Below are 26,170 nucleotides of genomic sequence, written 5' to 3' on the forward strand. Positions count from 1 at the left end.
CCGTCGTTACCAGAGCCAGCTACCCGGCCTTGCTGGGGGCTCGCCTTTTCGCACGGCTACCCATCCGATGATGCAGCGCACGCCTAGCCAGACCACGAGTAGTGGCCAGAGCAGCGTGCCGATGAAGATCAGGCTCAAGGTGAACGTGACGATGAAGTAGAGGCTGCCGATCCAGAACGTGCGGATCAAATAGCGGTAGTGCGCCTGTAGCCAGGGCGCCGCTTCTTTTCGATAGACATAGGCGATGATGACGCCGATCAGCAGGGTGATGTTGGCCGTGATCAGGCCTGCCAAATAGAGTGCGTAAATAATTTGTGGCGGACGCGTATCCTCTTTGGGGAGGTATCGTTCGGTCATGCCCATCCTCACTTAATAGAGACGGAAGTCGTTGGCGTTTGGCAGCCCTTGCTGCTCTTCCACCACCTTACGGTAGCGTTTGTACTCCCATTGATATTGGGCCGGGTCGAGGGCAATCGAGGCCTCGACGCTGGCATTCACACCGGTGGCCGAAACAGCGTCTTCCTCGCTATACACCCGCTCGTCGGCATCGAGAAAGTGGATCTCGAAGCCTTTGCCTGGAATGCGTAGGGCCACACCGGTCACTACCCGCGCCTGGGTGCGCGCCACCAGTTTGGGTAACAGCGTGGCGGTATAAGCATCGCGGCCATAAAAGGGGGCAAATATACCGCTGCCCCAGTCCGGTTCTTGGTCCGGCAAAATACCAATCGCTTCACTTCGCTTGAGCGCTTTGAGCAGCGCCGCCACGCCCCGTGGATTCGTGGGTACGAGCTTGGCGCCCATGCGCTCGCGGCCATGGCGAATGATCGGCTCTAGCTCGGCGATTTTGGGGGGCTCGTACATGGCCGTAAACGGAAAGTGGCTGGAGAGCCAAAAGTTCAGCACTTCCCAGTTGCCAAAATGGGGGGCGAGCACGATCACACCACGCCCTTCTGCTCGTGCGCTGTCCAGCTTGTCGCGCCCATGTACCCTTAAAATACTGGCTTCTACCTTCTCTGGCGGGGCCATCCAAGCGTGGCCGAGCTCCAGCATCGTTGCGGTCGAGTGCTGTAGGCTCTGCTTTGCCAAAGCGCGCCGCTGACTGACAGGCGTGTCGGGATAGACTTTTGCGAGGTTGATGTCGGTGACGCGTCGCTCGCGTTTGCTGAAGCGATATACCTGGGGGCCGACCATGGCCGCGATACGCCATAGCCAGCGTATCGGCCAGCGGGACAGTCCGCGCCAGAGCAGGACGATGGCGCGGGCGCGAGCCCGCGTCTCGGAGGGAGTTGCCTGTTCGGTCATGGATTACAGTAGCCAGCTATCGACATTGGAGGGCGCGCGTTTTTCCTGCAGCCCTTTGAAGCCCTTCACGCAGCGCACGATGAACCAGACGGCCAGCGCCAACAGCATGGGAAAACCAATGAGCACGAGCGTGAGCAGGGTGGCAATACTGCCATACAACAAGCCCATCCAGAACGTGCGAATTTGGTAGCGGTAGTGCTCTTCCAGCCAGTGAGGCCCTTTGCCACGGTACACATAGGCAATGATGACCCCGATCAGCGAGGTAAACCCAACCACGAAGCTGGCCAAGTACAGTGCGTAAATTACCATGGCCATGGTGGTGTCCGGGGAGGGGGAAGGCGCTGAGGATTCTTCCTGTGAGGCGTGGCGGTCGACCACTTCGCCTTCTAGCGGGGTGTCATCGCGCATGGGCGTTCCTTCTTCGATCGGTTCTATTCCAGCATCCAGCGGACACTTCGGCTGCGCGCTATGATAGCGTGGGCGCAGCGACTTATCACGCGCGGGCGGCCCACGATGTGGTCGCGCCTAACGCGCTGCCGGGCGACAAATTTCCAGCAGGTTGCCGTCGGGGTCGCGCAGGTAGAGCGATTCAATGGGGCCGCTAGCCCCTTGGCGGGGTACGGGGCCAAGCTCGACGTCGATGGCCAACGCATCCAGATGCTGCTTGAACTCGTCCAGCGGTAGCTGGCAGCGCAGGCATAAATCCAGACTGCCCGGCGTCGGCGTGGCGGAAATGGGCGCAATATCCGTGTCAGTTTGGTGCAGGCGCAGGGCGGTATCGCCCAGCAGGAGATCGACGCGCTGAGCGTCCCGGTAGCGTACGTCCAGGCCCAATACGCGAGAGTAGAAATCCACTGCGCGACCCATATCGGTCACGGTAACCACAAGATGATCCAGACCTGAGAGCATGCCTCTTTCCTTAAATACGAACGTCAAAACCAGAGAATACGATGATGCGACGCTGTCCGCTATGCCACGCGCAAGAGTCTGCGCTGTACCATCAAGACCGTCGCCGTGATTACTACCAGTGTGCCACGTGTGCGCTGGTGTTTGTGTCTAGTGAGCAGCATTTAAGCGCCGCCGCTGAAAAAGCCGAGTATGACCAGCACCAAAACTCGCCGCAGGATACGGGATATCGACGCTTTCTGGGGCGTTTATTCACGCCGCTGGCGGAAAAGCTGGCGCCTGGCGCAAAAGGGCTGGATTTTGGTTGCGGCCCGGGGCCGACGCTCTCGGTGATGTTCGAGGAAGCGGGTTTTGAGATGGACGTGTACGACATTTTTTACGCGCCCCATGCCGTGTCGCTCAGCCGCCAGTATGATTTCATCACCGCGACCGAGGTGGTCGAACACTTGGCGGCGCCGGGCGAGGTGTTGGGTGAGCGTATCGCGCAACTCGACCATGGCGGCTATCTTGGGCTGATGACCAAGCGAGTGACGAGCCAAGAAGCCTTCGCCCGTTGGCATTACATCAACGATCCCACCCATGTCAGTTTTTTTAGCGAAGCCACCTTTCGCTGGTGGGCGGCGAAAGAGAGGTTAACAGTCGAATTTGCTGGTAATGACGTGGTAATTTTTAGAAAACACTAATTTATTCAGTGTCGGAGCGAAAAAGCATTGACTTTGCGCCTCTGAAAGCAATAATTGCGCGCCCGTTTTCTTGCCTATTCGATGTGATGGCGTGTAAACGGCAACGATTCATCCATTGAGCAAGGTGAGGTAGGCATGTCGCGGCAACTGCTGGCCATGGCGCTAGCGCCCCTATTAGGGCTGTTTATTCTTGGTATTGGCAATGGCTTTTTGGCCACGCTGATTACCGTGCGCCTGGACGCTGCGGGCGAGTCGGCGACCATGATCGGTATCGTCTCGTCGGCCTATTTCATTGGCCTCGCCATCGGGGCCATGCTCAACGACCGCCTGCTGCTGCGCATTGGCCACATCCGCGCGTACGGCAGCTTTGCATCGCTGGTCGCGGTGACCGTGCTACTGCAGGGACTGTTCTTCGATCCTTGGGCGTGGTTTGCCCTACGGCTGATTGGCGGCTGGGCGACCGTTGGGGTCTACTTGGTCATCGAAAGCTGGCTGCTCACGGCGGGTGACCAGAAAGTACGTGGACGCCTGCTGGCGCTTTATATGATTTCGCTTTACGCGGCTGGGGTGCTTGGGCAGCTCATGCTGGGGGTCACCAGTGCGATGGGCGACACAGCACCCTTCATGGTGATTGGTCTGCTGGCATCGCTATCGGTGCTACCCATGGCGATGATTCCCCGCGTCTCGCCGCTCATCGAACACGCTGAACCGCTGCCGCCGCATCGTCTCATTACCATGACGCCTACCGGCGTTATGGGCAGCCTTGGCTCTGGTATGGTGGTGGCTGCGGCCTATACGCTGCTGCCACTTTATTTACAGCGCATTGGCATGAGCGTTAACCAAGTCGGTCAAATGATGGCTGTCGTAATTTTGGGGGCCATGCTGCTGCAGTACCCCATTGGCCGTTGGTCGGACCGCCACGACCGCCAAATGGTGCTGATCGGTATCAGTGCCTTCTGCGTGGTGATTTCGGCGGCCATGCTGTGGCTGCCGCTCTCTACGCCACTGCTCGCTGTGCTGCTCTTTTTGCTGGGCGGCGGCGTCTTTGCGCTCTACCCGGTGGCAGTGAGCCATGCCGCCGACCGCGCGCCTGCAGGTGCCTTGGTGCGGATGAGCCAGGGCCTTCTGTTGATCAACTCGATTGGGGCCACCGTCAGCCCGCTGATGATTTCGCCGGTAATGACGGCAATGGGCGATGCGGGCCTATTCTGGGCATTTGGCGCGCTCAGCCTGTTCTTCGTGTTTTTCTTTGGCTGGCGCCGCAGCGTGCGCCCGGCACCGGTGCCCGTGGCACCGTTCCATGCTACGACGCCGATGACCGCCGCAGGTGCTGAGCTGGTGGTCACCGAGGAGCTGGTGCAAGGGGCGCTCGAACACGAGCACCTAGAAGACCTATCTGATGTCGTACCCGAGGTCGACGTGGCCGAGCCGGTGGTAGGGCCGCCCCAGGCAGACGAGAGCCATATCACCTACTACGACGATGTCGAAACCGAGGTGCGCAAGTAAGACGTCAAGGTGGCTATCTGCTGAGACCTTGGGCTAATGGTGTTGAAGAAATAGGGAAACTACTATCGTCGATAGTGTTTTTACTATATCACCGCGTCTGCCTGAGGTTTTGCCATGAATGTTTATGCTGCGCCGGTCCGCGATCTGCGCTTTGTGCTCGAAGAGATGCTTGCGCATCGCTCCTTGTCGCTGCCGGGATTCGAAGAAGCCACGCCAGATCTCGTCGAGGCCGTTTTGGAAGAAGCTGCGAAGCTGGCTGGCGACGTCTGGGCTCCGCTCAACGGCACCGGCGACCGCCAAGGGGCCAAGCGCCAAACTGATGGCAGCGTCACCACTCCTGAAGGCTTTGCCGCCGCCTATCACGCCTACGTCGAAGGCGGCTGGAACGGCATTGGCGTGTCGGAATCGCTGGGCGGCCAGAACCTGCCCGAAGTGGTGGCCAGCGCGGTACAGGAGATGCTTCACGGCGCGAACATGGCTCTGGGGCTTTGCCCGATGCTCACCGCCGGTGCCATCGAAGCGCTGGCCCACCACGGTAGCAATGCTCTCAAAGCCATCTATCTACCCAAGCTGGTCGAAGGGACTTGGACCGGCACCATGAACCTCACCGAACCTCAAGCAGGGTCGGACCTCTCCAAAGTGCGTACCAAAGCCGTTCCAGAAGGCGAGCACTACCGCATCAGCGGCCAAAAGATCTACATCACCTGGGGCGAACACGACGCCGCTGAGAACATCATTCACCTCGTCCTTGCTCGCAAGCCCGATGCCCCGGAAGGCAATAAGGGCATTTCGCTGTTCCTGGTTCCCAAGTTTCTAGTGAACGACGACGGCTCGCTGGGTGAGCGTAACGACGTCACCTGCGCCTCCATCGAGCACAAGCTCGGCATTCACGGCTCGCCCACCTGCACGCTGAGCTTTGGGGAAAACGGCGGTGCCGTAGGCTACCTCGTCGGCGAGGAGGGGCGCGGGTTGAACCATATGTTCACCATGATGAACGAGGCGCGCCATAAAGTCGGGATCCAAGGCATTGGCGTGGCCGAGCGCGCCTGCCAGCACGCCTTGGCCTACGCGAATGACCGCACCCAGGGGCGTTCGCCCAAGCAGCGCGGCGGCAGCGAATGCACGATCAGCGACCACTTCGACGTGCGTCGAATGCTGCTCTCCATGCGCGCCCGCACCGACGCGCTGCGTGCACTGGCACTCTACTGTGCCGGACAGCTAGATATCGCTCGTCATGCAGAGAGCGAGGCCGAACGCCAAGCCGCCCAGGCCTGTGCCGATGTGCTGATTCCCATCGTCAAGAGCTTCTCGACGGACCAAGCGGTAGATATCGCGTCCATGGGCGTGCAGGTACACGGCGGCATGGGCTACGTGGAAGAGACCGGCGCTGCCCAGTTATTGCGGGATGCGCGCATTGCGCCTATCTATGAAGGCACCAACGGCATTCAAGCGCTGGACTTGGCTGGTCGCAAATTGCAGCGAGACGGCGGCGCGGCACTCTCGGCGCTGATCGATGACGTGCATAAAACGGCCGAAACGCTGCGGGGTGAAGCGTCGCTGGCCAGCATGGGCAGTGCACTCGCGGCAGGCGCTGACGACCTGCGCGTCGCCATGGCCTTGGTGCTGGAGCAGGGCCGCGACCCTGAGCACGGCCCCGATGCCGTACAGGCTTACGCGACGCCGCTGCTTAACTTGGCCGGGCACGTACTGTGCGCTTGGCAAATGGGCATTGCAGCGCTGCACGCCCAACAGGCTGTAAAAGGCGGCAGCGATGAGCCGTTTTACCGCACCAAGCTGTGCAGCGCCGAGTTTGCCATTCACCAATGGCTGCCGGTGGGCCGCGCCCACCGTGCCGTGATCGAGGCCGGCTGGCACTGTTTCAGCCAGTTTGACAGCCACCTTGCCCACTAGCCCCGCCGCCGCCTTTTAGGCGGCGGCGTTCATCAGGCATCGCCGATTGGCGAACGTCGCGCATACTAAGATCTTCAATAATAAAACCAAGAGTGCAGGAACCGATCATGACCTCCATCTTTGAACAAGACTTACCGCCAACCGCTGCCAACCATGTGCCGCTCTCGCCACTTACCTTTATCGAGCGCTCGGCGGCCATCTATCCCGATTATCCGGCTGTGGTGCATGGCACGACGCGCCGTACCTGGGCAGAGACCTGGACGCGCTGCCGAAGGCTTGCCTCGGCGCTGGAAAAGCGTGGCATTCAGCCAGGGCAGACGGTGGCCGCCATGCTGCCCAATATTCCCGCCATGTTCGAGGCGCACTTTGGCGTGCCGCTGGCGGGCTGCGTGCTGAATACGCTGAATATTCGTCTCGATGCCGACGCGATTGGCTACATGCTGGCCCACGGCGAAGCCAAAGCGATTCTAGTGGATCCTGAGTTTGCCGAGGTGATTCAGGCGGCGGTGGCCAAATTGGAAAGCAAGCCGCTGATCATCGACGTGGCCGACCCGGAATTCCTGGGCGAGACCCAAGGCATCGGCGAGCTGGAGTACGAGTCGCTGCTGGCCGAGGGAGATCCTGAGTACGCCTATCAACTGCCCAGCGACGAGTGGCAGGCCATTTCACTCAATTACACGTCGGGTACCACCGGTAAACCCAAAGGGGTGGTGTATCACCATCGCGGCGCCTACCTGAACGCGGTGAGTAACATTCTCGAGTGGGCCATGCCCCATCACCCTGTCTATCTCTGGACGCTGCCGATGTTCCACTGCAACGGCTGGTGTTTCCCCTGGACCATTGCCGCCAATGCCGGTGTCAGCGTGTGCCTACGCAAAGTCGACCCCAAACGCATCACCGACCTGATCGCCGAAGAGAGCGTCACCCACTTCAGCGGTGCGCCTATCGTGCTCAACGGGCTGGTCAACCTGCCCGCCGATCAAAAGCGGGTGTTCGATCATCCGGTGAAAGTGACCACCGCAGGGGCTGCGCCGCCCGCCTCGGTGATTGCTGGGGTGGAAAAGCTGGGCATCGAAGTGACCCACGTTTACGGGCTCACCGAGGTGTATGGCCCGGTGACCGTGTGCGCTTGGCGCGAGGCGTGGAACGAGCTGCCGCTGGAATCCCGTGCCAAAATCAAAGCCCGCCAAGGGGTGCGCTACCACATGCTGGAAGCGCTCTGCGTGGCCGACCCGGTGACGTTAGAACCGGTTGCAAAAGATGGCCGAACCATGGGCGAAATCTTGATGCGCGGCAACAACGTGATGAAGGGGTATCTCAAAAACGCCGAGGCGACGGAAAAAGCCCTGGAGGGCGGCTGGTACCACACGGGCGACTTGGCGGTATGGCATGCCGATGGCTATATCGAGATCAAAGACCGCTCGAAAGATATCATCATCTCCGGCGGTGAAAACATCTCTACCATCGAAGTGGAAGATGCCATTTACAGCCATCCCGCGGTGGAAGAGGCTGCCGTGGTCGCAAAGCCGGACGACAAGTGGGGCGAAACGCCCTGTGCGTTCGTGAAATTGAAAATAGGCTACGGCGAAGTCACCGAGGCGGATATTATCGCCCACTGCCGTAAGCATCTTGCGAGCTTTAAAGTGCCGAAAACGGTGGTGTTTAGCGAACTGCCGAAAACGTCCACGGGCAAAATTCAAAAATTCGTGCTGCGTGAAGAAGCCAAACAGCACCAGCCAGGGGAGTCGAAATGAGCGAACAACGGATTGGCGTCGTAGGCGCAGGCACCATGGGGCAGGGCATTGCCCAGGTGGTCGCGGCCAGTGGCTTTAACGTGCGGCTGTACGATGTCGCCGACGAGCAGCTCACCCGCGCCAAGAGCGCGATCGATAAAGGGTTCGAGAAGCTCGTTACCAAAGAGAAGATGACCGCTGAGGGCAAACAGGAGGCGCTGGCTCGGCTTTCGACCACCACGGCGCTAGATGCGCTTAGCGACTGCAGCGTGATTATCGAAGCTGCCCCCGAGCAGCCTGCGTTGAAAGAGAAACTGTTTCGCGATCTCAGCCATCTGAGCAGCGATGCCATTCTGGCCTCTAACACGTCTTCGCTGTCACTCACCCGCCTGGCCGCGGTGTGCGAGCGCCCTGAGCGGGTAGTGGGCATGCACTTCTTCAATCCGGTGCCGGTACTCAAGCTGGTGGAAGTGATTCGCGCCGAGCAGACCTCGGATGCCACCGTGGAGCGCATCGAAGCGCTGGCCAAGGCGCTTGGCAAAACCGCCGTGCCGGTAGGCGACGCGCCGGGCTTTGCCGTGAACCGCCTGCTGGTGCCGATGATCAACGAAGCCGCGTTTATCGTGCAGGAGGGCACCGCGACACCGGAAGCCATCGATGACGCCATGAAGCTAGGTGCCGCGCACCCCATGGGGCCGCTGGCGCTGGCGGATTTGATTGGCCTGGATGTGTGCTTGGCGATTATGGACGTGCTGCAGGAAGGCTTTGGCGACCCGAAATACCGCCCCTGCCCGCTGCTCAAACGCATGGTGGCCGCAGGTTACCTGGGGCGTAAGAGCGGCCGTGGGTTCTATATCTACGAGTAGCCAGCGGCTGGGTCGAAGCGCGACAAAAGAAGTGATTGCCACCCAACCAAGCGTTCGCTAGGGTTGAGTGGTTACCACTTCTACGCGCAATAACAATCAAGGAGCCACTATGAGCGACGCAGTGATCGAGAAGGTTGATAACGACGGCGTGGTGCGCCTGACCATCAATCGCCCCAAAGCCTTGAACGCGTTGAACAGCGACGTGCTCAGCGCCTTGGAAGCGCATTTGGTCGAACTCGAAGCGCACCCCAGCCTGCGGGCGGTGTTGATTACCGGTGCTGGAGAAAAATCCTTTGTAGCCGGAGCCGATATCACCGAAATGCGTGATAAAACTCCCGAAGAGGCCCGCGCCTTTGCCAGCCAAGCGCTGCGTACCATCAAGCGTCTTGAAACGCTGCCCGTGCCGGTGGTCGCGCTGGTCAACGGGTTTTGCCTTGGCGGCGGCTGCGAACTGGCGCTGGCCTGTGACTGGGCCGTCGCCAGCGACAACGCCGTCTTCGGCCAGCCGGAAGTCTTGTTAGGCGTCATTCCTGGCTTTGGCGGCACCCAGCGTCTGCCGCGTCGTGTCGGCCCCGCCATGGCGATCGATCTGGTTACCACCGGGCGCAAAATCGATGCCCAGGAAGCGCTGCGCATTGGCCTCGTGAACCGCGTGATGCCCCAGGCCGAGCTTGAGAGCTATGTCGAAGAGCTCACCAAGCAGCTGAAGGGCAACGGCCCGCAGTCGGTCCGCGGTGCCAAACAAGCCGTCCACGACGGCATGGACCAGGATCTCGATAGCGCCCTGGCCCTGGAAACCAGCCTATTCGCCTTCTGCTTTGCAGGCCAAGAGCAGAAAGAGGGCATGAGCGCCTTTGTCGAGAAGCGCAAACCCAACTTCTAAGTTTTCTTTTTCGTGTTTGGTTCATTTAAGGGGTGGCGTTTGCGTCATCCCTTATTTTATTCTCAGGCTTACGATTTTTTGATAAGCCGGAGTCATCGCGATGGAGTGGGTTGCCTTTCTTCTCGCCGCGCTGGGGTTTGCCTATTTACCCGGACCGGCGATGTTGTACACCGCTGCGCAAACGCTGGGACGCGGTCGGCGCGCAGGCTGGTTGGCGGTGACTGGCGTGCATTTAGGCTGCTACGTGCATGTGGTGGCTGCCGCTTTTGGTTTGGCTCTACTGTTCGCCGCCATTCCGCCTGCCTATCTTGCGATGAAGGTCATCGGTGGCATTTATTTACTTTGGATGGGGGTGCGCTTATGGCAACAAGGTATCCGGACGAACGCTGAGGAGCTGCCGCTCGCGACCACCAGACGGGTACTGCGCGATAGCTTTTTAGTGGAGGTACTGAACCCTAAAACGGCGCTCTTCTTTGTGGCCTTTTTGCCGCAATTTGTGCAGCCCGACAGCGCCATGCCGGTGGCATGGCAGCTCCTTTGGTTAGGCATTGCTACCAACGTTTTGTTCTCATCAGCGGATGTGGTGGTAGTGCTGTTAGCCAGCCCACTGCGTGCATGTCTGCAAACGTCTCACGGCTCTTCCAAGCTGATTCAGCGAATGGGAGGCGGTGTGTTGATGGGACTCGGAGGGAATACGCTGGTCCAGGCGGCACGGTAGGGCCATTCATTGTTATGTTCAACGTAAGGAGCGCAGCATGTTAGACCTATATATCGCTAACAAGAACTACTCTTCCTGGTCGCTGCGCCCTTGGGTGTTGCTGAAGGCGCTGGAGATCCCCTTTAACGAGCACTTGATGCCTTTCGAGGGTGGCTTTGGGGAGAGCCTCGCGACGTTCAAGCGCTTTTCACCGTCTGGCTTGGTGCCATGCCTAGTGGATAGCGAGCACAGTGTGGCCGTATGGGACTCGCTGGCGATTGTGGAGTATGTGGCGGAAACACACTCCAACGTATGGCCTCGGGCACGTGCTGCGCGGGCGTGGGCACGCTCTGCCAGTGCTGAGATGCACAGTGGCTTTGGCGCGCTGCGGGATGAATGCTCCATGAACTGCGGCGTTCGCGTGACAATGAACGCGCTCTCTCCAGGGCTGAAAAGTAATTTGGCCCGGTTGGATGCGCTGTGGCAAGAAGGGCTCGAGCATTTTGGCGGCCCGTTTCTGGCAGGCGAGCACTTTACTGCGGTGGATGCGTTTTACGCCCCTGTTGCGTTTCGGATACAAACCTTCAACCTGCCGCTAAGCGATGCCTCACTTGCCTATGTAAAGCGCCTATTGGCACTACCCGCCATGCAGGAGTGGTACGAGGCTGCCTTAAAAGAGACGTGGCGCGAGCCGATGCATGAAGAGGAAACGGTGAAAAACGCCACGCTCATTAGCGATGAACGCAGCGCCGCAGGAGAGCCATAAATCCGCTACACTGCGCGCCACTTCTTTTTCGAACGAGACCTTCGCCATGGCGCTGAGCGCTACCCCTTATAAAGTCGACGTTAACCTGACCGACCTGGACCGCAGCGTTTTCGAAACGCTGCGCTTTACGGTGGCTCGCCACCCCTCCGAAACGGAAGAACGTTTATGCGCTCGGCTGATTGCTTATGTCCTATGGTACAGCGAATCGCTGGCATTTGGACGTGGGTTATCGGATGTCGACGAACCCGCCTTATGGGAAAAAAGCCTGGATGGCCGAGTGCTGCACTGGATCGAGGTCGGTCTACCCGACGCCGAGCGTTTGATCTGGTGCTCGCGCCGCGCTGAGCGGGTGTCCCTGCTGGCGTATGGCCGCGTCGATATCTGGGAGAGTAAGGTGCTACCGGCCGTTGCCTCACTGAAAAATGTTCACGTCGCAGGGTTGCCGCAAGAGGCGCTGGCCACCGTTGCTGCAGATCTTCCCCGTGCGATTAATTGGGCCGTCATGGTTAGCGACGGTTCGCTGTTCATCACCGATGAAAATGGCCAGCATGAGATCACCCCGCAGTGGCTATTGCGGGAGCGTTGAAGCATCTTGTGCTAAGTTTTGATGGTCGGGCGGTGGGTCTGCCCGCCATGAAAGGGACTTCTTTTGGGCACGGTGGATGCGACAAAGCAATGTAGCTTGCTATCTAATTGTGTAATTACATACAATCAGCAATGTTTGTTGTTCCCCTGTGTCCCTGACTACCTGCTTCAGCACTCAACTCAAGGAATGAGCCATGATGCCCTCTGTTCTATGTTCCCGCGTTGCCCGTGGTAACGCCCCTGTTCATCAGAAAAAGCGCTACGCAGGAGGTCTCCGTAAAGCCATCCTGCCGCTGGTGCTGCCTATGACCCTGCTGCCCGCCGTGGCGCCCGCCGACGACAGTGCGCTGTCCATCAAGTTCGAAAACGATGGGTTTGCCAGCAGTGATGATGGTCACTTTACCAGCGGTTTCGAGCTGAACTGGATGTTTACCCCCGAGCCGCAAAGCTGGACCCAGCGTTTGGCTGTGGCGTTACCCGATAGCCTGATTGGCGAAGCGGATCGCGCCTCGTATCGCTTGGTACATCAAATTTACACTCCCAATGTGATCGAGCGCCGCGACTTGATCGAAGACGACCGCCCCTATGCGGGGTTAGTGTACGGGGGCGTGTCGCTTTACGAGGATAAAGCGGTAGGCCGCTGGCAGCAGGCGACGGATCTGCATCTAGACGTTGGTTTGGTGGGGCCTTCATCACTGGCAGACAGTATTCAGCGCGAAGTGCACCGCGTGACCGACAGCGACCGTCCGCGCGGTTGGCGTAACCAGCTGGGTGACGAGGCCATCCTCAACCTGACCATGCGCCGCCAGTGGTGGCATGATGCGCCATTGGCCGGCAAGCAGTTTTCTCATGGGCCAAGCGTTGGCGCGGCGCTGGGTAATTTGTATACCTACGCCAGCGCGGGTTATAGCGTGCGTTGGGGGGACGATGCGCAGGGAGTGCCGACGCTAACGCCCAATCCTGGCAGCCGCCATCAGCTCGAGGGCACCCGCGGGTGGCAGTGGTACCTGTTTGCGAACGTGGAAGGGTACTACATGGCGCAAAACCTGACGCTCGATGGCAACACTTTCCGCAACAGCCACTCGGTCGATCGCAACGAATGGGTGGCCGAGGCGTCTGCCGGGTTGGCACTGGCCTGGGATGCGTGGCAGGTGACCTACGCGGCCGTTCAGCGGACCCGAGAATTCGATGGGCAAGACGAGCAGGATAAATTTGGCGCACTAACACTCACCAGACGCTTTTAAGACCTTCATCGATAGCCGGTGGGCGCGGCTTTAGGGGCTAATAGGGGGAGGGCGATGGCCAATCAGTATCCTCACACGCCAGATGGCCGCTATTTCGTTGCCAAGAATCGGCTTTGGCGTTGCACCGACCCGCGCCTCTCGGAAGGGGAGAAGCGCCTCCATATCAAAGCGCTGATGAAAGCGCGTCGGGCGGTACGCAGCGCTCAGCAACAGGAAGATGAACATGCGCTGCGCCAAGCGCGTCAAGCGGTACAAGCAGCGAAAGAAGCGTTAGGGGAGCGCGGGCCCGTATGGTGGGAAGATGGCGCGCCTGATGAGGGTGGCCTTGCGCCTCACAATAGCTCCTACGCCCAGTGGTGGGCGTCGCGCTCCTAACCCACGGTTGCTACCCTGAGCAGTGGAAGAGATAGATGTCTTCACTTAGGAGTAGTGACATATGGAGATGGTTTTTTTTAGCAGTTGGGAAAGTTTAGGTCGCACGCTGATCGTAGGCGTGCTTGCCTACGCGGTGCTGATCGTATTTTTACGCTTGTCAGGCAACCGTACGCTTTCCAAAATGAACGCCTTCGATCTGATTGTGACAGTGGCGTTGGGGTCGACGCTGGCCACGGTACTGTTGTCCAAAGACGTGGCGCTGGCCGAAGGGGCGCTGGCGTTGGGGTTACTGATTTCTCTACAGTTCATAATTACGTGGCTAAGCGTGCGCGTGAGCTGGGTCAAACGGGTAGTCACCGGTGAGCCGCTCTTACTGCTGTACGAGGGCGAGCTGTTGCTCGACGCGCTCTACAGGGCGAGGGTAACACGCGATGAAGTTCGCTCTGCCGTGCGCAGTAGCGGGTTAGCCAGCCTCGACGCTGCCCAGGCGGTCGTGCTGGAGACCGATGGCTCGCTGAGTGTGGTGAAGCGTAGTCGCCGAGCAGATGAGTCCAGTCTGGCTGGCGTGCGAGGGGCTAGGTGTGAAGGCTGGGAGCGATAGTCATCGTTCACGGCGAGCTTCGACGATGGTACGCTGCGCTCCCTCTTTCTATTACCGTGCAAGGGCAACCCGTGAACGTAAAAGCGGATCTTTCGATTTTGGACATCATCGGCCATTTGTTGATTTGGGTGGTATTGACCCTGATTACCTTTGGCATCGCGCTGTTTTTCTTTCCTTATTCGTTTGCTCGCTTCGTGATCAATCGCACCCGTGTGATCGATAACACGACGGGCATCGAGCGGAGAATGGTGTGCGATATCAATATTTTCAGTAATTTGGGGCATATCATTCTATGGATGGTGATCTCGTTTCTCACCTTGGGACTTGGTTATATTTTCTACTTTTACCGGGTGTGGAACTACGCCCTGAATAACGCTCGCCTGCAGTAATCTCTCCGGTTGTACTTCCCAACAGCGCCACGACACTCCCTCTGCCGAGCATCGGCAGGGGAGTGTGTGTCATTGACAACCCATGTACAACTCCCTATATTTGCGTGAATAAAAATTACTATCATTAATATTAATATTCGCTCCGGGATCTACATGATGAAAACCACACCTAGCTTTCGACTGCGGTCACTTGGCGTTGCGGTCGCCCTTGCGTCTGCTGCTTCGGTATCGGCAGCCAATGCACAAGACAATGCGTCTGATAGCGTCAATTTAGAAACAGTGGAAGTGACTGCAGACGCTGCAGGCCGCTTTGGTTATAGCGACGCCGAGCGCGAACCTGGCGTAGGCAAGTTGGATGTTCCCCTGGCCGAGCAGCCTTACTCCATGTCCGTCATCGACCAGGAGTTCATTCAGGATAGCGGTGCTAAAAACATTCAGGATGCACTGCTTTATACTCCCGGCGTCTATGCGGGCAACTTTGGCTTCGACACCCGTGGCGACAGCGCCAAAGTGCGCGGGCTGGATGCCGGTCGCTATTTGGATGGCCTGCGTCAAGTATACGGTTCTTACAATACGGTTCGCACCAATGTATACGCTCTAGAAAGCGTAGAGGTGCTACGCGGTCCCTCTTCCATGCTGTACGGTCAAGCGGATCTGGGCGGTATCATCAACGGTGTCTCGAAGCTGCCGCAAGAGGAGCGCAGCGGTGAAATATGGGCCCAGTATGGCTCTTATGACCGCAAGCAGCTCGCAATGGACGTGACGGGGGCCGCTGATGAGGATGGTGAGTTTCTGTATCGGCTCGTCGCGTTGACCCGCGATAGCGATACCCAGGTCGATCACGTCGAAGATGATGGCTATTTGTTTGCGCCTTCATTTACCTGGCGCCCCAGCGATGACACCCATATCACGCTGCTGTTCAATCGTCAGGAGAACAAGGGGCAGGTGTCGGCACAGTTTCTTCCCCAAGTAGGCACCTTGGAACCAGGGTCACTCGGCTTCATTGGCTCGGAACGCTTCGTCGGAGAGCCTGGTTGGGATCGTTATGACCGCGAAAAAACCGAAACCACGCTGTTCGTCGATCATCAGCTCAACGATGACTGGGCGTTTGCCGCCACCGCGCGCTATACCGACTCCAGTACCGAGACCCGCGAGCACTGGGTCGACATTCCCAGTATTCCCGATGCGGATGGCAATGTCAGTCGCACCATTTTTACGGCGGATGCCCAAACGCGTATTCTCAATATGGATGCTCGTCTGGAAGGCTCGTTCGAACTCGGTAACACCCAGCACACGCTCATTGCGGGTGTCGACCGTCAGGACGCCCGCTGGTCGCAGGATAACTATAGTTCGGTGCCCGGTGGTGGTGGTCAGTTCAACGTCTACAACCCCCAATATGGCAACTTGCAGTTAGATTCATTGAACCCCACCGATCGTCCGGATAATGAAATCGAGCAGGTCGGCATCTACGTAGCCGACCATATCGAGGTAGGGCCGGTGGTGGTGTCTGCTGGCCTGCGTCGTGACTGGGCGGAGAACCGGACGCTGGCGCTGTCTGGGCCGGATACCGTCAGCGATGAGGGCGAAACCACGGGCCGCGTGGGGTTGATGTACCGTTTCGATAACGGTTTCTCGCCTTACGTGAGCTATTCGGAAGCGTTTGCCATGAACCTGGGTACCGACGGGACGGCCAATCCGAGTCCGTTGAAACCCACGACCGGTGACCAAGAAGAGGTTGGTTTCAAGTACGTCTCTCCTGATCAATCGTTGGCCATTAGCGCTGCCTATTTCGATATTACGCAGCAAAACCGTATTAGCGACGGCGTTACCCCCGGCGGTGTCGAACAGCTAGGTGCCGTGGTCGATGGCTGGGAACTACAGGTCAACAAGCGCTGGCAGCAGTTTGAGACCCAGGTGGCCTACACTAACTTGAACGCTAGCAACGATAGTACCGGCACGCGGTTACCCTACGTAGCCGAAGAGCAGGCTTCCTGGTGGAACCGCCTGTACGTTGGCAGTAACTGGCGTATTGGCGCTGGCGTGCGCTATGTCGGTGACAACGTCGGCTCTGGCGGTGCGCCGGTGGTGCCCTCTAGCACGCTATACGATGCAATGGTCGGTTACACTATGGGCGAGTGGGACTTCTCGGTGGACCTGAAAAATGCCACCGATGAAGAGTACGTCTCCTGGTGCCGTTATGACGGCGGCGACTGTGGCTACGGCGACCGCCGCAGCGTCACGGCCAACGTACGCTATCAGTTTTAAGGTAAACGATGCGTGACGCGCGTTGGCGAAACGTCACATACACAACGGGGCCTGCTCATCGCAGGCCCCGTTGTTTTTTGGAACTCGACGTGATGCCACGGTTAGTGTGGCCGCTTGATCAGCAGCTTCACTAAACGCCGCACGATAGGGGAGACTAGATTGATGACCGGCAGCGCGACGGCAAAGGCAAACAGCCACGCTTTGAGCCAAATCATCACGATTCCCTCGACGAGGCCCACGTTATACAACGTAATCACCAGCGACATGATGCATGACATGAATAGCGCCATCAGGCATGAAAATATCAGCTGGGCGTATTTCGGATCGAACATCGTGCGTTTCCTAAATACGCGAATCAACGCTTGTCTTCGGTTTTTTCAGTAAAATCGCTGGCGTCATGGCGCTCGTGAAGCTGCTCGCTGGGCTCGCCCCAGGTGCGGTTCACCATACGGCCTCGCTGTACTGCGGGGCGGGCATCTATCTCTTCCGTCCAGCGCAATACGTTGGTGTACGTATGCGCTTCTAGGAACTCGGCCGCCTCGTATACGCGGTTCTTAACCAGCGCGCCGTACCAAGGGTGAATTGCCATGTCGGCAATCGTGTATTCATCGCCCGCCATGAAGCGGTTGTCGGCCAAGTGACGATCCAGCACGTCTAGCTGACGTTTGACTTCCATGGTGTAGCGGTCGATCGGATATTGGTACTTCTCTGGTGCGTAGGCGTAGAAGTGTCCAAAGCCGCCGCCCAGCATCGGTGCGCTGCCCATTTGCCAGAACAGCCAAGAGAGACACTCGGTGCGCTTGGCGGGGTCTGTCGGCAGGAACTCTCCGTATTTCTCCGCGAGGTACAACAAGATGGCCCCTGATTCGAACACGCGCTGGGGTGGGGTCACGCTGTGATCCATCAGCGCCGGGATCTTCGAATTGGGATTCACCTCGACGAAGCCACTACCAAACTGATCGCCTTCGCCGATTTGAATCAGATGCGCATCGTATTCGGCGGCGGTGACGCCTTTTTCAAGCAGCTCTTCGAGCATGACCGTCACTTTGACGCCGTTAGGTGTCGCCAACGAATAGAGCTGTAGGGGGTGCTTACCAACGGGTAGCGGCTTTTCGTGGGTCGCGCCTGCCACCGGGCGGTTGATATTGGCAAACTTGCCGCCGTTGCCCGGCTCCCACTTCCAAACCCGCGGTGGCGTGTAGGTCGTATCGCTCATAATAGCCTCGCTGTTGAACAGGTGATAAGTGCAGTACCAATTGCCTAGCTTGCTAAGTTGTGTCTTTTTAATGGGGACGTAAAACCTGGGTACAAGGGTAGTTCGCGTGTTCGTCAAATAAAAATATACAGGGCGTATAGGGGGACTGACGGTAGGAGCTGTCTGGATGACCCGCAAGGGTAAAAGAAAGCGCAGAGCAGATGCAGTGTCGCCGCCTTGCCGATTGGCAAGGCGGCAAAGAGAGCGGCTTTACACCAGTGTCAGCGTGACATCGATGTTGCCACGAGTGGCATTGGAGTAGGGGCAAACGATATGCGCTTTATCGACCAGTGCCCGCGCAACGTCCTTCTCAAGACCCGGCAAGCTGATTTTTAGCTCTACTTCGATCCCAAACCCCGTGGGGATAGCGCCAATGCCTACGCTACCATCGATCTGAGTATCTGTGGGCAGTTTGACTTTTTCTTGGCTGGCCACGTGCTTCAGCGCGCCTAGAAAGCAAGCGGAGTAGCCTGCCGCAAACAGCTGCTCTGGGTTGGTGCCGTCGCCACCTGCGCCACCCAGCTCTTTGGGGGTGCTCAGTTTGACATCCAGCGCGCCATCGGAGGACTTGGCATGGCCTTCACGGCCACCCTTGGCGTGAGCATGTGCACGATAAGCAATCGTTTCAATCGACATAGACGTCTCCTTTTTTGGTCGTTAAGTGGGTCATGCTGGGATAATGATCTGTTTTAATTTAGTCCAGCTTTGTTTTGCGCGCAATATAATTGAGCGGAAAAACGTTTCCCATTGAAAAAGCGGGTCGTCATTTTGCTTTTTGCAAACTCTCACGCAGCTGTACTAAGTCCTCTTTGAGCTGCGTCAGGGCCTCGACCGATTTCTCACTGGCATTCACTACGCAGCTAGGGATGTGGCGAGCCTGTTCGCGCAGCGCCCGGCCTTTGTCGGTGAGAAAGAGCTCGACGACGCGCTCATCTTGCACGCTGCGCTGGCGGCGCAGTAGCTGGTCCGCCTCCAAGCGTTTGAGCAGTGGAGTGAGTGAGCCAGGGTCCGTCAGCAGTCGCTTACTCAGCGCGCCAACGGTAATGCCATCTTCTTGCCATAGCACGAGCATGGCGAGGTATTGCGGGTAGGTCAGCCCTAGCTCTTTCAAAAGTGGTTTATAGATTTTGGTCATCGTCAACGACGTTGAATAGAGGGCGAAACAGAGCTGGTGATCGAGCTCAAGTTCGCTGCAAGGGTCTAACGCAGGCATGTGGACTCCCAGACGAAATGCATAGTGGGTAATGTAGCGCGCCAAACGATGAGTGGCTATCCCTAGACGTTGGTCGTAAGTGAGCAGTTTTGTTTTGACACCCCGCCAAGCGATCGCTAGCCTTCGCTTATTGAATGTTACCGGTAACAAAAAAGGCGTAACCCGTCGATTAGCCGCAGCATTCATATTGACGCGTTATTCGATAAAGCGAATGAAGACGCGGCTCGCTCGGGTGGCAGATAAACGCTCAGCATCTCAGTACACCACTGCTCAACATTTAACAACAATGAATGTTTGGAGATAACGTCATGACAGCGATTTGGCGCAGCACGCTTACTCTGGTAGGCGCAACGACTCTGACCTTTGGTATGGCTCATGCCCAAAGTCCCGAGCTTTCCGATCCGCCCGCCATCGAAGGGGATATCGTCGCCGACCACGGTAGCCACACGCTTCGTATGGGTATTGGTTTGTCGGAAACGTCCCCGCAGTTTCTCTCTAGCCAATACTTTGGCGAGATTCTAGAGCAGCGCACCGAAGGCCGTATCACGGTCAACGTGTTCCCCAACAGCCAGTTGGGCGACGATGTTCAGATGATGGAAATGCTGCAGACCGGCACGCTAGACATGACCTATCCCTCCAGCTCAGCCACCACTGGCTACGTTGAAGAGCTGTCTGCTTTTGATCTGCCGTTCCTGCTGCCCAGCCGTGAAGCCGCCATTGCCGTCATGCAGAGTGACGTAGCGCAGGAAATGCTGGATAAGTTCGAGGGTACCGGCCTGAAAGCATTGACGTTCTCTGAGAATGGCTACCGTCAGCTCTCCAACAGCGCGCGTCCGGTCGAATCGCCGGAAGACGTCGCCGGTTTGGACGTTCGCGGTTTGAGCGTGCGCACCATGCAGAATCCGGTGCACTTGGCGATTTGGGAAGCATTAGGTGCTAACCCCACGCCGATGGCGTTTGGCGAGCTGTTCTCTGCCCTAGAGCAGGGCGTGGTCGATGGCCAGGAAAATCCCTGGAGCACCATCCTGACATCCAACTTCAACGAAGTTCAGGATTACGGCACCGAAACTCGTCACGTTTATACACCGTTCATCATGATGTTGTCCGAGCGTACCTGGGACCGTATGGCACCCGAGTACCAAGAGCTGGTGCTTGAAGCCGCGCGTCAATCCGCCGAGTACGAAATTCAGCTCTCTGCTGAGTATGACGACTGGTCCCGTGAGCAGTTAGAAGCCCGCGGTATGCAAATCACTCGCCTGAGCGATGAGCAACTGGCCGCGTTCCAAGACGCCGTGCAGCCCGTTTATGAAGAGTGGGCACCGCGCATTGGCGAAGATCTGATCGCTGAAATTCAACAGATCGTTGAAGATGCCAGCAACTAATACGCACCATTAAGCGCGCCATCGGGCAGGCCATTGTGCCTGCCCGACTTGTCAGTGCCCTTGGAGTTCTTATGACATCCTCCTCAACACCTCCCAACGCTGATCCCTCTTTGGCAGCGCCCATCATGGAAGATCCTTCGGTTTACCTGGACGATCCCAATCGCAAGCTGCTGGAAATCGATACCGACACGCGCCAGGGCCCTGCGCTGTTTCGCTGGTTAACGCTGGGTATGGAATATCTGATTGGCATGATCTTGGTGGCGTTGATCGTCGCGGTGTCGAGCAACGTGGTGGGCCGCTCGCTGTTCAACCACTCGCTCCCCTGGGTCGATGAGCTGGCGCGCATGCTGTTCATTTGGCTGGTCTTCATTGGTGCGGCGGCCGCGTTCGCCCGCTATGAACATATTGCTGTGGATGCGCTGGTGCGGCGTCTGCCGCTGCGCTTCGCACACATGCTCTACTGCCTGCAGCACCTGATCATTACGGGTTTGATGCTAGTGATGGTGTTTGGTGGTTATCAAGTCTTGTCACGCTCCAGCGGTCGCTCCGCCATCATGGGCGTGCCGCTCAGCCTTGTGAGTCTTTCCCTCGTGCTATGCGTTGCCTTCATTGCCGCCGTGTCACTGTGGCGGGTATGGATGAGCATACGCGTGATCGTTCAACCACACGACCCATCGACCAAAGCGCAAGGGGAGTAATCGACATGCTGTGGATTTTTCTGGCTATTTTATTGGTCTCGATCATCATCGGCTTACCTATCGCTTTTGGTTTGGGAGTCGCGGCGCTGGTGATGGCCGTCCTATCGGATATTCCGCTCTCCATCCTGATCGAGCAGTCCATCCGTGGGGTGAATAGCTTCCCGCTACTGGCCATTCCGTTCTTTATTTTGGTCGGCGAGGTCATGAGTAACGGCGGCATCGCGCGCCGTTTGATGGAGTTAGCCGGTGCGCTGGTCGGCTTCATGCGCGGTGGCTTGGGGCAAGTGGCCATCACTGGCTCGATGTTCTTTGGCGGCATCAGCGGCTCGGCAGTGGCCGATACAGCGGCCACTGGCTCGATGATGATTCCCTCGATGAAGCAGCAGGGCTACACCGCTGCCAACGCCACGGCGATCAATACCGTTTCATCGGTGATCGGGATCATCATTCCTCCTTCCATTCCACTGATTCTGTACGGCATCGTAACGGAAACGTCCATTAGCCGCCTGTTCATCTCCGGTATCGTTCCGGGGTTACTCATCGGTGCGGCCTTGATGGTCACCACCTTCATTCTGGCCAGCAAGCAGGGTGGCGGGGTGCGGCAATTTCGCTGGGACGTGCTCTGGAAAGCCTTCAAAGACGCTTGGCTGGCCCTGGTGCTACCGGTCATCGTGATTGGCGGCATCATTGGCGGTGTGTTTACGGCCACCGAAGCGGCGGTCGCTGCACTGCTTTACTCGCTGGCAATTTCGCTGCTGGTGTATCGTGAGTTCAAACTCTCAGAACTGGTCGGCATGCTGATTCGTACCGCCAGGCTCTCCGGTATGGTGATGATGCTGTTGGCCTTTGCCACCGTGATTGCCTGGTTCTTGACCATCAATATGGTCCCGCAAACCCTGGTACGTCAGGTACAGGCGATTACTGAAGAGCCTTTTTTGCTGCTGCTGATCGTGGCGGCCCTGCTTCTGATCGTCGGTTTCGTGATGGATCTGACCCCGGCCATGGTCATCATGGCGCCGATGCTGGCACCTATCGTCACCTCGGTGGGTGTGGATGCCGCTTACTTTGGCGTGCTCATGGCCTTCATTCTGGGAATTGGGCTACTCACGCCGCCGGTGGGCACCTGTCTTTACGTGGGCTGTGGCGTGGGTAAAGTCTCCATGGAGTCTTTGGTCAAGGCCATGTTGCCTTACTATGCCGCGCTGCTTGTGGTGCTGGTGCTGCTCATCGCCTTTCCAAGCATCGTGACTTGGTTGCCCGACCTCACCGCCGTGCGCGGTAACTGATAGGAGCCGCGTGTGACGACTGATTCAAATCATAACGGCTCATATCGCATTCTCGTCATGGGGGTTTCTGGATCGGGAAAATCGCATATTGGTCAGCAGTTGGCTGCGACGCTAGGTGCCACCTTCATCGATGGCGATGATCATCACTCGCCCGCTAACGTGGCCAAAATGGCCAGCGGCACACCGCTAAACGACGATGACCGCCGCGACTGGTTGGCAACTCTGGCCATGCTGTTTGCTGAGTTCAAAGCGCGAGGCGAATCGGTGGTGATTGCCTGCTCTGGTCTCAAGCGGCGCTACCGCGACCGCTTGCGAAAAGGGGATAGCGAACTGCGAATTTTGTACCTGGAAGGCACCCACGAGCTACTGCGGAAGCGCTTGGAAACCCGAGCCGGGCACTTTTTCAAAGGCGATAACATGTTGGCCAGCCAATTGGCCGACTTGGAGCCGCCCCAGGTAGACGAAGCCGTGACGCTCCCCATCAGCTTAACGCCTGCGGTGATCGTGGAACGTTTTAGCGCTACGCTCGCGCCCACGCCGCGCCGCTCATTAGGCTAAAGGAAGGGATAGGCGGCGGGCCCTGCTATTCGCTATGGTAGGGTTCGAGCGCCATCCATTGTACAAGGCAGCGACGCCATTGAAGAAAAAACGCCCTACATTACAAGATATTGCTGATCGCGTTGGTGCCACCAAGATGACCGTTAGCCGCTGTTTACGCGACCCGGAAACGGTATCGGAAGGGCTTCGAGAGCGCATCTTCGGCATCGCCGAGCAGCTTGGTTATATACCCAATCGTGCCCCGGATCTGCTCTCCCGCGCGACCAGTCACTCGATAGGCGTACTGGTCCCCTCGTTGACCAACCAAGTATTTGCCGACGTCATCGTGGGGATCGAAGCCCATACCGAACCGGCAGGCTATCACTTGATGCTCTCCCACTACGGCTATAGTCAGGAGCTCGAGGAGCGCAGCCTTGCCTCGCTACTGTCGTATAACGTAGATGGGGTGATTCTCTCTGACCATGATCACACGCCGCGCAGTCTACGCATGCTGGAAACGGCGGGTATTCCCATCGTCGAGATCATGGATACCCACCGCCCGCCCCTGCAGCAGGCAGTAGGCTACGACAATGTACGCGCCGCTTACGACATGGTCAGCGAGATGATTCGCCGCGGTCGTCGTCAGGTGATCTACCTCGCCGTTCGGCTCGATGAGCGTACCCGGCAACGGGAGCAGGGGTATCGCCAAGCCATGGAAGAGCAGGGGCTCACGCCGGTGACCCTGCAGAGCAGCCAGCGCTCCTCCTATACCGTCGGGGCCGCGCTGATGCAGGAAATTCAGCGCGACTACCCAGAAGCAGACGGCATTTTTTGTACCAACGACGACGTAGCCGTAGGGGCTTATTTCGAGTGTCGGCGTCAGGGCGTCGACGTGCCCGCAAGGATGGCGATTGCCGGCTTTCATGGGCACGACGTGGGCCAAGCGATGTCACCCCGCTTGGCCAGCGTCGTGACGCCCCGCCAAGCCATCGGTGAGGCGGCCGCCCAAGCGTTGTTGGCGCGCATTCGTGGTGAGACGTTGGCGCAGAGAGTCGTGGATTTGGGATACCGCATCGAAGCAGGCGACACGCTATAGCGGCGCGACCAAAAATCGTTTGGCGGTGCATCAGAACCTCGTTAGGCTAACGGTTCATTTTGCCATGCCCTAGGCGTACGAGGCCGCTGTGAACATTACCCAATTGACGGTTTATCCAGTGAAATCCCTTCGGGGGATCGATGTGACCCAGAGCGAGATTCATGCCCACGGCCTCGCTTGGGATCGCCGTTGGATGCTGGTGGATGCCCAGCAACGCTTCGTCACCCAGCGCCAGCTACCTGCGCTGGCCACGATCACCGTGGCGTTGACCTCCGATGCCCTGGTGCTCTCTCACCCCACCGTCGAGCCGATTTCCATTTCACTGGAAGAGCCCAAGGGCAACTTGCGGCTGGTATCGGTGTGGAGTGATCACTGCAAAGCGCTGCCGGAGAGCGAGGCGGTGTCCGAGTGGCTAGAGGCGGCATTGGGTGAGTCGGCCAAGGGTGTGAGTCTGGTGCGTTTCGCCACTACCTTTACACGGGCGGTGGAAGACGATTTTCTGGCCGGTGGCGAGGCGCACACCTACTTTGCCGATGGTTATCCCTTTTTGATCACCACTACCGGTTCGCTGGATGCGTTGAACAACGCGCTGGTGGCGGGCGGCAATACACCGGTGCCCATGAATCGGTTTCGGCCCAATATCGTGGTGGATTGCGACGAGGCCTGGCAAGAGGATGGTTGGGCGACGATCGAGAACGGCAGCTATCAGCTCACCCTGCGTAAACCCTGCCAGCGCTGCAAAATCACCACCGTCGACCAGCAGACCGGCACGATTCCTACTCAAGCCGAGCCACTGAAAACGCTGCTGGCACTGAATACCCAACCCCACTTGAAGGGCGCGCACTTTGGCCAAAACGCCACGTTGACGGCGGGGGAAGGTAGCGTCATTCGTGTGGGGGAGGCGGTCTCCGTAACGCCCCGCTAGGCCTAAAACGTAGCATTTTCGTGGCAATGGCAGTGCCCAGTAGGGTAATCACCATCCCCGCAATGACCTGTAGACTCAGCGTTTCATCCAGTAGCCAATAGCCCCACAGCAGGGCGCTAACGGGGACTAAGAAGGTGACCGTCGAGGCTGCCGTTGCGCCCGCGCTTGCCAGTAAACCAAAGTAGAGCAAGAACGCCAGTGTCGTGCTGAGCATGGCCAACGCCAGCGCGTTGCCCCACGCCAAGGGGCTGATGGGGTCGCTTGGCCACAGCAGCACGCCGGGAATCAGTAGCACCAGGGCCGACATGGCACTGCTGCCCGCGGCAAGCACCCGCGTAGGCAAATGGCCCAGGCGCGTTTTGGAATAGTTGCCCGCGATGCCGTAGCAGAACGTGGCGCCGAGGATCGCGATGATGAACCAGCCGTCGCCGCCGAGTGCGAAGTCCAGTCTGTCTGCCGAGAGCACGTACACCCCCAACAGCGCGAGCGCCAATCCCAAGTACTGCTGGCGTTGCACAGGGGTCGCAAAGAAGGCGGCGCCCAGCAGGGCAGTGAAAATGGGGGTCGTTGCATTGATGAGCGAGGTAAAGCCTGCCTCTAGCCGAGTAGTGGCCAGGGCCAGTAGCGAAAAAGGCAGCACGTGGTTGACTACCCCGAGCAGCAGCAGCGGCCCCTTATGCTGCCAAATCAGACGCACGTAGTGCAGGCTCAGCAGCAGCGGCAGTAGCAGCAGAGCGCCAATGCCCATTCGTACCAACACCAGCGGTATCGGGCCGAACTCGGGCGCCGCGACGCGCATAAAGATGAACGACAATCCCCATAACGAAGAGAGCAGTAGCAAGCGCAGCGTATCGGCCGATGACATGGAGTGTCCTTACCGTGGTATGTCGGTCTTTTTAAAGAGATGAACAGCTTAACGACAAAGCCACCGCCAGCGAATCCTTTTTATTGTCCGCAGTGAAGCGCCAGCAGTTTTATCGTCGGGGTTTAGAGGTTTCGACAGCCACATAGAATCGCTGCTAAGAATCAGCTACGCTGAATGAGCACCGAACGTAACCCTGCGTTC

At 58.2% G+C, this 26,170-nt stretch carries 29 protein-coding genes; 20 read left to right on the top strand and 9 right to left on the bottom strand.

What is annotated here, in order from left to right:
* Positions 1–6: 6 nt before the first annotated feature.
* The 4 genes from MHM85_RS03700 to MHM85_RS03715 form a co-directional block, all read right to left on the bottom strand.
* On the bottom strand, positions 7–357 hold the full coding sequence (locus tag MHM85_RS03700; protein ID WP_139525324.1) for a DUF4870 domain-containing protein: 351 nt from the start codon (positions 355–357) through the stop codon (positions 7–9).
* A gap of 12 nt (positions 358–369) precedes the next feature.
* A complete protein-coding gene (locus MHM85_RS03705; protein ID WP_153842280.1) occupies positions 370–1,302 on the bottom strand; it encodes a lipid A biosynthesis acyltransferase in 933 nt (310 codons plus the stop codon).
* A gap of 3 nt (positions 1,303–1,305) precedes the next feature.
* Positions 1,306–1,710, bottom strand: coding sequence for a DUF4870 domain-containing protein (locus MHM85_RS03710; protein ID WP_153842281.1), 405 nt, complete (start codon positions 1,708–1,710; stop codon positions 1,306–1,308).
* 117 nt (positions 1,711–1,827) lie between these two features.
* Positions 1,828–2,211, bottom strand: a complete 384-nt coding sequence (locus MHM85_RS03715; RefSeq protein WP_153842282.1) for a VOC family protein — start codon at positions 2,209–2,211, stop codon at positions 1,828–1,830.
* A 41-nt stretch (positions 2,212–2,252) separates the two neighbouring features.
* Between MHM85_RS03715 and MHM85_RS03720 the strand changes: the two genes are divergently transcribed.
* The 14 genes from MHM85_RS03720 (at position 2,253) to MHM85_RS03785 (ending at position 16,712) form a co-directional block, all read left to right on the top strand.
* A complete protein-coding gene (locus MHM85_RS03720; protein WP_153842283.1) occupies positions 2,253–2,891 on the top strand; it encodes a class I SAM-dependent methyltransferase in 639 nt (212 codons plus the stop codon).
* A 135-nt stretch (positions 2,892–3,026) separates the two neighbouring features.
* Entirely contained in the window at positions 3,027–4,397 is a 1,371-nt protein-coding gene (locus MHM85_RS03725; protein WP_153842284.1) for an MFS transporter, read from the top strand.
* A gap of 114 nt (positions 4,398–4,511) precedes the next feature.
* A complete protein-coding gene (locus tag MHM85_RS03730; protein ID WP_153842285.1) occupies positions 4,512–6,308 on the top strand; it encodes an acyl-CoA dehydrogenase in 1,797 nt (598 codons plus the stop codon).
* Positions 6,309–6,415: 107 nt separating this feature from the next.
* A complete protein-coding gene (locus MHM85_RS03735; protein WP_153842286.1) occupies positions 6,416–8,062 on the top strand; it encodes an acyl-CoA synthetase in 1,647 nt (548 codons plus the stop codon).
* On the top strand, positions 8,059–8,907 hold the full coding sequence (locus MHM85_RS03740; RefSeq protein ID WP_153842287.1) for a 3-hydroxybutyryl-CoA dehydrogenase: 849 nt from the start codon (positions 8,059–8,061) through the stop codon (positions 8,905–8,907). The genes MHM85_RS03735 and MHM85_RS03740 overlap by 4 nt, the downstream gene beginning before the upstream one ends.
* A 109-nt stretch (positions 8,908–9,016) precedes the next feature.
* A complete protein-coding gene (locus tag MHM85_RS03745; RefSeq protein WP_139525333.1) occupies positions 9,017–9,790 on the top strand; it encodes an enoyl-CoA hydratase-related protein in 774 nt (257 codons plus the stop codon).
* Positions 9,791–9,890: 100 nt separating this feature from the next.
* Complete coding sequence (locus tag MHM85_RS03750; protein ID WP_153842288.1) at positions 9,891–10,508, top strand: LysE family translocator; 618 nt, start codon at positions 9,891–9,893, stop codon at positions 10,506–10,508.
* 37 nt (positions 10,509–10,545) lie between these two features.
* A complete protein-coding gene (locus MHM85_RS03755; protein WP_153842289.1) occupies positions 10,546–11,253 on the top strand; it encodes a glutathione S-transferase family protein in 708 nt (235 codons plus the stop codon).
* A gap of 46 nt (positions 11,254–11,299) precedes the next feature.
* Positions 11,300–11,839 (top strand): YaeQ family protein, encoded by a 540-nt coding sequence (locus MHM85_RS03760; RefSeq protein WP_153842458.1) that lies wholly within the window; start codon positions 11,300–11,302, stop codon positions 11,837–11,839.
* A 304-nt stretch (positions 11,840–12,143) separates the two neighbouring features.
* On the top strand, positions 12,144–13,082 hold the full coding sequence (locus MHM85_RS03765) for a lipid A deacylase LpxR family protein (protein ID WP_231125531.1): 939 nt from the start codon (positions 12,144–12,146) through the stop codon (positions 13,080–13,082).
* 54 nt (positions 13,083–13,136) lie between these two features.
* Positions 13,137–13,457: a hypothetical protein gene (locus MHM85_RS03770; protein ID WP_153842290.1), complete on the top strand. Its 321-nt coding sequence runs from the start codon at positions 13,137–13,139 to the stop codon at positions 13,455–13,457.
* 61 nt (positions 13,458–13,518) lie between these two features.
* Complete coding sequence (locus tag MHM85_RS03775; protein WP_139525336.1) at positions 13,519–14,058, top strand: YetF domain-containing protein; 540 nt, start codon at positions 13,519–13,521, stop codon at positions 14,056–14,058.
* A 71-nt stretch (positions 14,059–14,129) separates the two neighbouring features.
* The gene (locus MHM85_RS03780) at positions 14,130–14,447 is read left to right on the top strand and encodes a DUF6693 family protein (protein WP_153842291.1); all 318 of its coding nucleotides are present in this window, start codon (positions 14,130–14,132) and stop codon (positions 14,445–14,447) included.
* Between the two features lie 156 nt (positions 14,448–14,603).
* Entirely contained in the window at positions 14,604–16,712 is a 2,109-nt protein-coding gene (locus tag MHM85_RS03785) for a TonB-dependent siderophore receptor (RefSeq protein WP_219863818.1), read from the top strand.
* A 101-nt stretch (positions 16,713–16,813) separates the two neighbouring features.
* On the opposite strand, the gene MHM85_RS03790 is transcribed toward MHM85_RS03785, so the two are convergent.
* The 4 genes from MHM85_RS03790 to MHM85_RS03805 all read right to left on the bottom strand — a co-directional run bounded on the left by MHM85_RS03790 (position 16,814) and on the right by MHM85_RS03805 (position 19,180).
* Positions 16,814–17,044 (bottom strand): DUF2798 domain-containing protein, encoded by a 231-nt coding sequence (locus MHM85_RS03790; RefSeq protein WP_139525338.1) that lies wholly within the window; start codon positions 17,042–17,044, stop codon positions 16,814–16,816.
* Between the two features lie 23 nt (positions 17,045–17,067).
* Positions 17,068–17,928 (bottom strand): glutathione-dependent disulfide-bond oxidoreductase, encoded by an 861-nt coding sequence (gene yghU, locus MHM85_RS03795; protein WP_139525339.1) that lies wholly within the window; start codon positions 17,926–17,928, stop codon positions 17,068–17,070.
* A 249-nt stretch (positions 17,929–18,177) separates the two neighbouring features.
* Positions 18,178–18,603: an organic hydroperoxide resistance protein gene (locus MHM85_RS03800; RefSeq protein ID WP_153842292.1), complete on the bottom strand. Its 426-nt coding sequence runs from the start codon at positions 18,601–18,603 to the stop codon at positions 18,178–18,180.
* Positions 18,604–18,730: 127 nt separating this feature from the next.
* Positions 18,731–19,180 (bottom strand): MarR family transcriptional regulator, encoded by a 450-nt coding sequence (locus MHM85_RS03805; RefSeq protein WP_139525341.1) that lies wholly within the window; start codon positions 19,178–19,180, stop codon positions 18,731–18,733.
* Positions 19,181–19,488: 308 nt separating this feature from the next.
* On the opposite strand from MHM85_RS03805, the gene MHM85_RS03810 reads away from it, so the two are divergent.
* From MHM85_RS03810 to MHM85_RS03835, 6 genes are all read left to right on the top strand, one after another.
* Entirely contained in the window at positions 19,489–20,562 is a 1,074-nt protein-coding gene (locus tag MHM85_RS03810; RefSeq protein ID WP_153842293.1) for a TRAP transporter substrate-binding protein, read from the top strand.
* A gap of 71 nt (positions 20,563–20,633) precedes the next feature.
* Positions 20,634–21,260, top strand: coding sequence for a TRAP transporter small permease (locus MHM85_RS03815; RefSeq protein WP_139525343.1), 627 nt, complete (start codon positions 20,634–20,636; stop codon positions 21,258–21,260).
* Between the two features lie 5 nt (positions 21,261–21,265).
* A complete protein-coding gene (locus tag MHM85_RS03820; RefSeq protein ID WP_139525344.1) occupies positions 21,266–22,546 on the top strand; it encodes a TRAP transporter large permease in 1,281 nt (426 codons plus the stop codon).
* 57 nt (positions 22,547–22,603) lie between these two features.
* Positions 22,604–23,104: a gluconokinase gene (locus MHM85_RS03825; RefSeq protein WP_153842461.1), complete on the top strand. Its 501-nt coding sequence runs from the start codon at positions 22,604–22,606 to the stop codon at positions 23,102–23,104.
* A 79-nt stretch (positions 23,105–23,183) separates the two neighbouring features.
* Positions 23,184–24,179 carry a gluconate operon transcriptional repressor GntR gene (gntR, locus tag MHM85_RS03830; RefSeq protein WP_153842294.1) on the top strand — a complete coding sequence of 332 codons (996 nt, stop codon included), beginning with the start codon at positions 23,184–23,186 and terminating at the stop codon, positions 24,177–24,179.
* 88 nt (positions 24,180–24,267) lie between these two features.
* A complete protein-coding gene (locus MHM85_RS03835; RefSeq protein ID WP_153842295.1) occupies positions 24,268–25,104 on the top strand; it encodes an MOSC N-terminal beta barrel domain-containing protein in 837 nt (278 codons plus the stop codon).
* Here MHM85_RS03835 and MHM85_RS03840 read toward each other — a convergent pair.
* Positions 25,064–25,969, bottom strand: coding sequence for a DMT family transporter (locus tag MHM85_RS03840; protein ID WP_139525347.1), 906 nt, complete (start codon positions 25,967–25,969; stop codon positions 25,064–25,066). The two genes, MHM85_RS03835 and MHM85_RS03840, sit on opposite strands and share 41 nt — an antisense overlap.
* Positions 25,970–26,170 lie beyond the last annotated feature (201 nt).

Source organism: Halomonas sp. McD50-4 (genome assembly GCF_022348135.1).
Lineage (GTDB): Bacteria > Pseudomonadota > Gammaproteobacteria > Pseudomonadales > Halomonadaceae > Vreelandella > Vreelandella piezotolerans.

What these genes read in the sequence shown, in the direction of transcription:
- MHM85_RS03700 (WP_139525324.1), bottom strand. Translation starts at nt 357, where the DNA reads ATGACCGAACGATACCTCCCCAAAGAGGATACGCGTCCGCCACAAATT.
- MHM85_RS03705 (WP_153842280.1), bottom strand. Translation starts at nt 1,302, where the DNA reads ATGACCGAACAGGCAACTCCCTCCGAGACGCGGGCTCGCGCCCGCGCC.
- MHM85_RS03710 (WP_153842281.1), bottom strand. Translation starts at nt 1,710, where the DNA reads ATGCGCGATGACACCCCGCTAGAAGGCGAAGTGGTCGACCGCCACGCC.
- MHM85_RS03715 (WP_153842282.1), bottom strand. Translation starts at nt 2,211, where the DNA reads ATGCTCTCAGGTCTGGATCATCTTGTGGTTACCGTGACCGATATGGGT.
- MHM85_RS03720 (WP_153842283.1), top strand. Translation starts at nt 2,253, where the DNA reads ATGATGCGACGCTGTCCGCTATGCCACGCGCAAGAGTCTGCGCTGTAC.
- MHM85_RS03725 (WP_153842284.1), top strand. Translation starts at nt 3,027, where the DNA reads ATGTCGCGGCAACTGCTGGCCATGGCGCTAGCGCCCCTATTAGGGCTG.
- MHM85_RS03730 (WP_153842285.1), top strand. Translation starts at nt 4,512, where the DNA reads ATGAATGTTTATGCTGCGCCGGTCCGCGATCTGCGCTTTGTGCTCGAA.
- MHM85_RS03735 (WP_153842286.1), top strand. Translation starts at nt 6,416, where the DNA reads ATGACCTCCATCTTTGAACAAGACTTACCGCCAACCGCTGCCAACCAT.
- MHM85_RS03740 (WP_153842287.1), top strand. Translation starts at nt 8,059, where the DNA reads ATGAGCGAACAACGGATTGGCGTCGTAGGCGCAGGCACCATGGGGCAG.
- MHM85_RS03745 (WP_139525333.1), top strand. Translation starts at nt 9,017, where the DNA reads ATGAGCGACGCAGTGATCGAGAAGGTTGATAACGACGGCGTGGTGCGC.
- MHM85_RS03750 (WP_153842288.1), top strand. Translation starts at nt 9,891, where the DNA reads ATGGAGTGGGTTGCCTTTCTTCTCGCCGCGCTGGGGTTTGCCTATTTA.
- MHM85_RS03755 (WP_153842289.1), top strand. Translation starts at nt 10,546, where the DNA reads ATGTTAGACCTATATATCGCTAACAAGAACTACTCTTCCTGGTCGCTG.
- MHM85_RS03760 (WP_153842458.1), top strand. Translation starts at nt 11,300, where the DNA reads ATGGCGCTGAGCGCTACCCCTTATAAAGTCGACGTTAACCTGACCGAC.
- MHM85_RS03765 (WP_231125531.1), top strand. Translation starts at nt 12,144, where the DNA reads ATGACCCTGCTGCCCGCCGTGGCGCCCGCCGACGACAGTGCGCTGTCC.
- MHM85_RS03770 (WP_153842290.1), top strand. Translation starts at nt 13,137, where the DNA reads ATGGCCAATCAGTATCCTCACACGCCAGATGGCCGCTATTTCGTTGCC.
- MHM85_RS03775 (WP_139525336.1), top strand. Translation starts at nt 13,519, where the DNA reads ATGGAGATGGTTTTTTTTAGCAGTTGGGAAAGTTTAGGTCGCACGCTG.
- MHM85_RS03785 (WP_219863818.1), top strand. Translation starts at nt 14,604, where the DNA reads ATGAAAACCACACCTAGCTTTCGACTGCGGTCACTTGGCGTTGCGGTC.
- MHM85_RS03790 (WP_139525338.1), bottom strand. Translation starts at nt 17,044, where the DNA reads ATGTTCGATCCGAAATACGCCCAGCTGATATTTTCATGCCTGATGGCG.
- yghU (WP_139525339.1), bottom strand. Translation starts at nt 17,928, where the DNA reads ATGAGCGATACGACCTACACGCCACCGCGGGTTTGGAAGTGGGAGCCG.
- MHM85_RS03800 (WP_153842292.1), bottom strand. Translation starts at nt 18,603, where the DNA reads ATGTCGATTGAAACGATTGCTTATCGTGCACATGCTCACGCCAAGGGT.
- MHM85_RS03805 (WP_139525341.1), bottom strand. Translation starts at nt 19,180, where the DNA reads ATGCCTGCGTTAGACCCTTGCAGCGAACTTGAGCTCGATCACCAGCTC.
- MHM85_RS03810 (WP_153842293.1), top strand. Translation starts at nt 19,489, where the DNA reads ATGACAGCGATTTGGCGCAGCACGCTTACTCTGGTAGGCGCAACGACT.
- MHM85_RS03815 (WP_139525343.1), top strand. Translation starts at nt 20,634, where the DNA reads ATGACATCCTCCTCAACACCTCCCAACGCTGATCCCTCTTTGGCAGCG.
- MHM85_RS03820 (WP_139525344.1), top strand. Translation starts at nt 21,266, where the DNA reads ATGCTGTGGATTTTTCTGGCTATTTTATTGGTCTCGATCATCATCGGC.
- MHM85_RS03825 (WP_153842461.1), top strand. Translation starts at nt 22,604, where the DNA reads ATGGGGGTTTCTGGATCGGGAAAATCGCATATTGGTCAGCAGTTGGCT.
- MHM85_RS03840 (WP_139525347.1), bottom strand. Translation starts at nt 25,969, where the DNA reads ATGTCATCGGCCGATACGCTGCGCTTGCTACTGCTCTCTTCGTTATGG.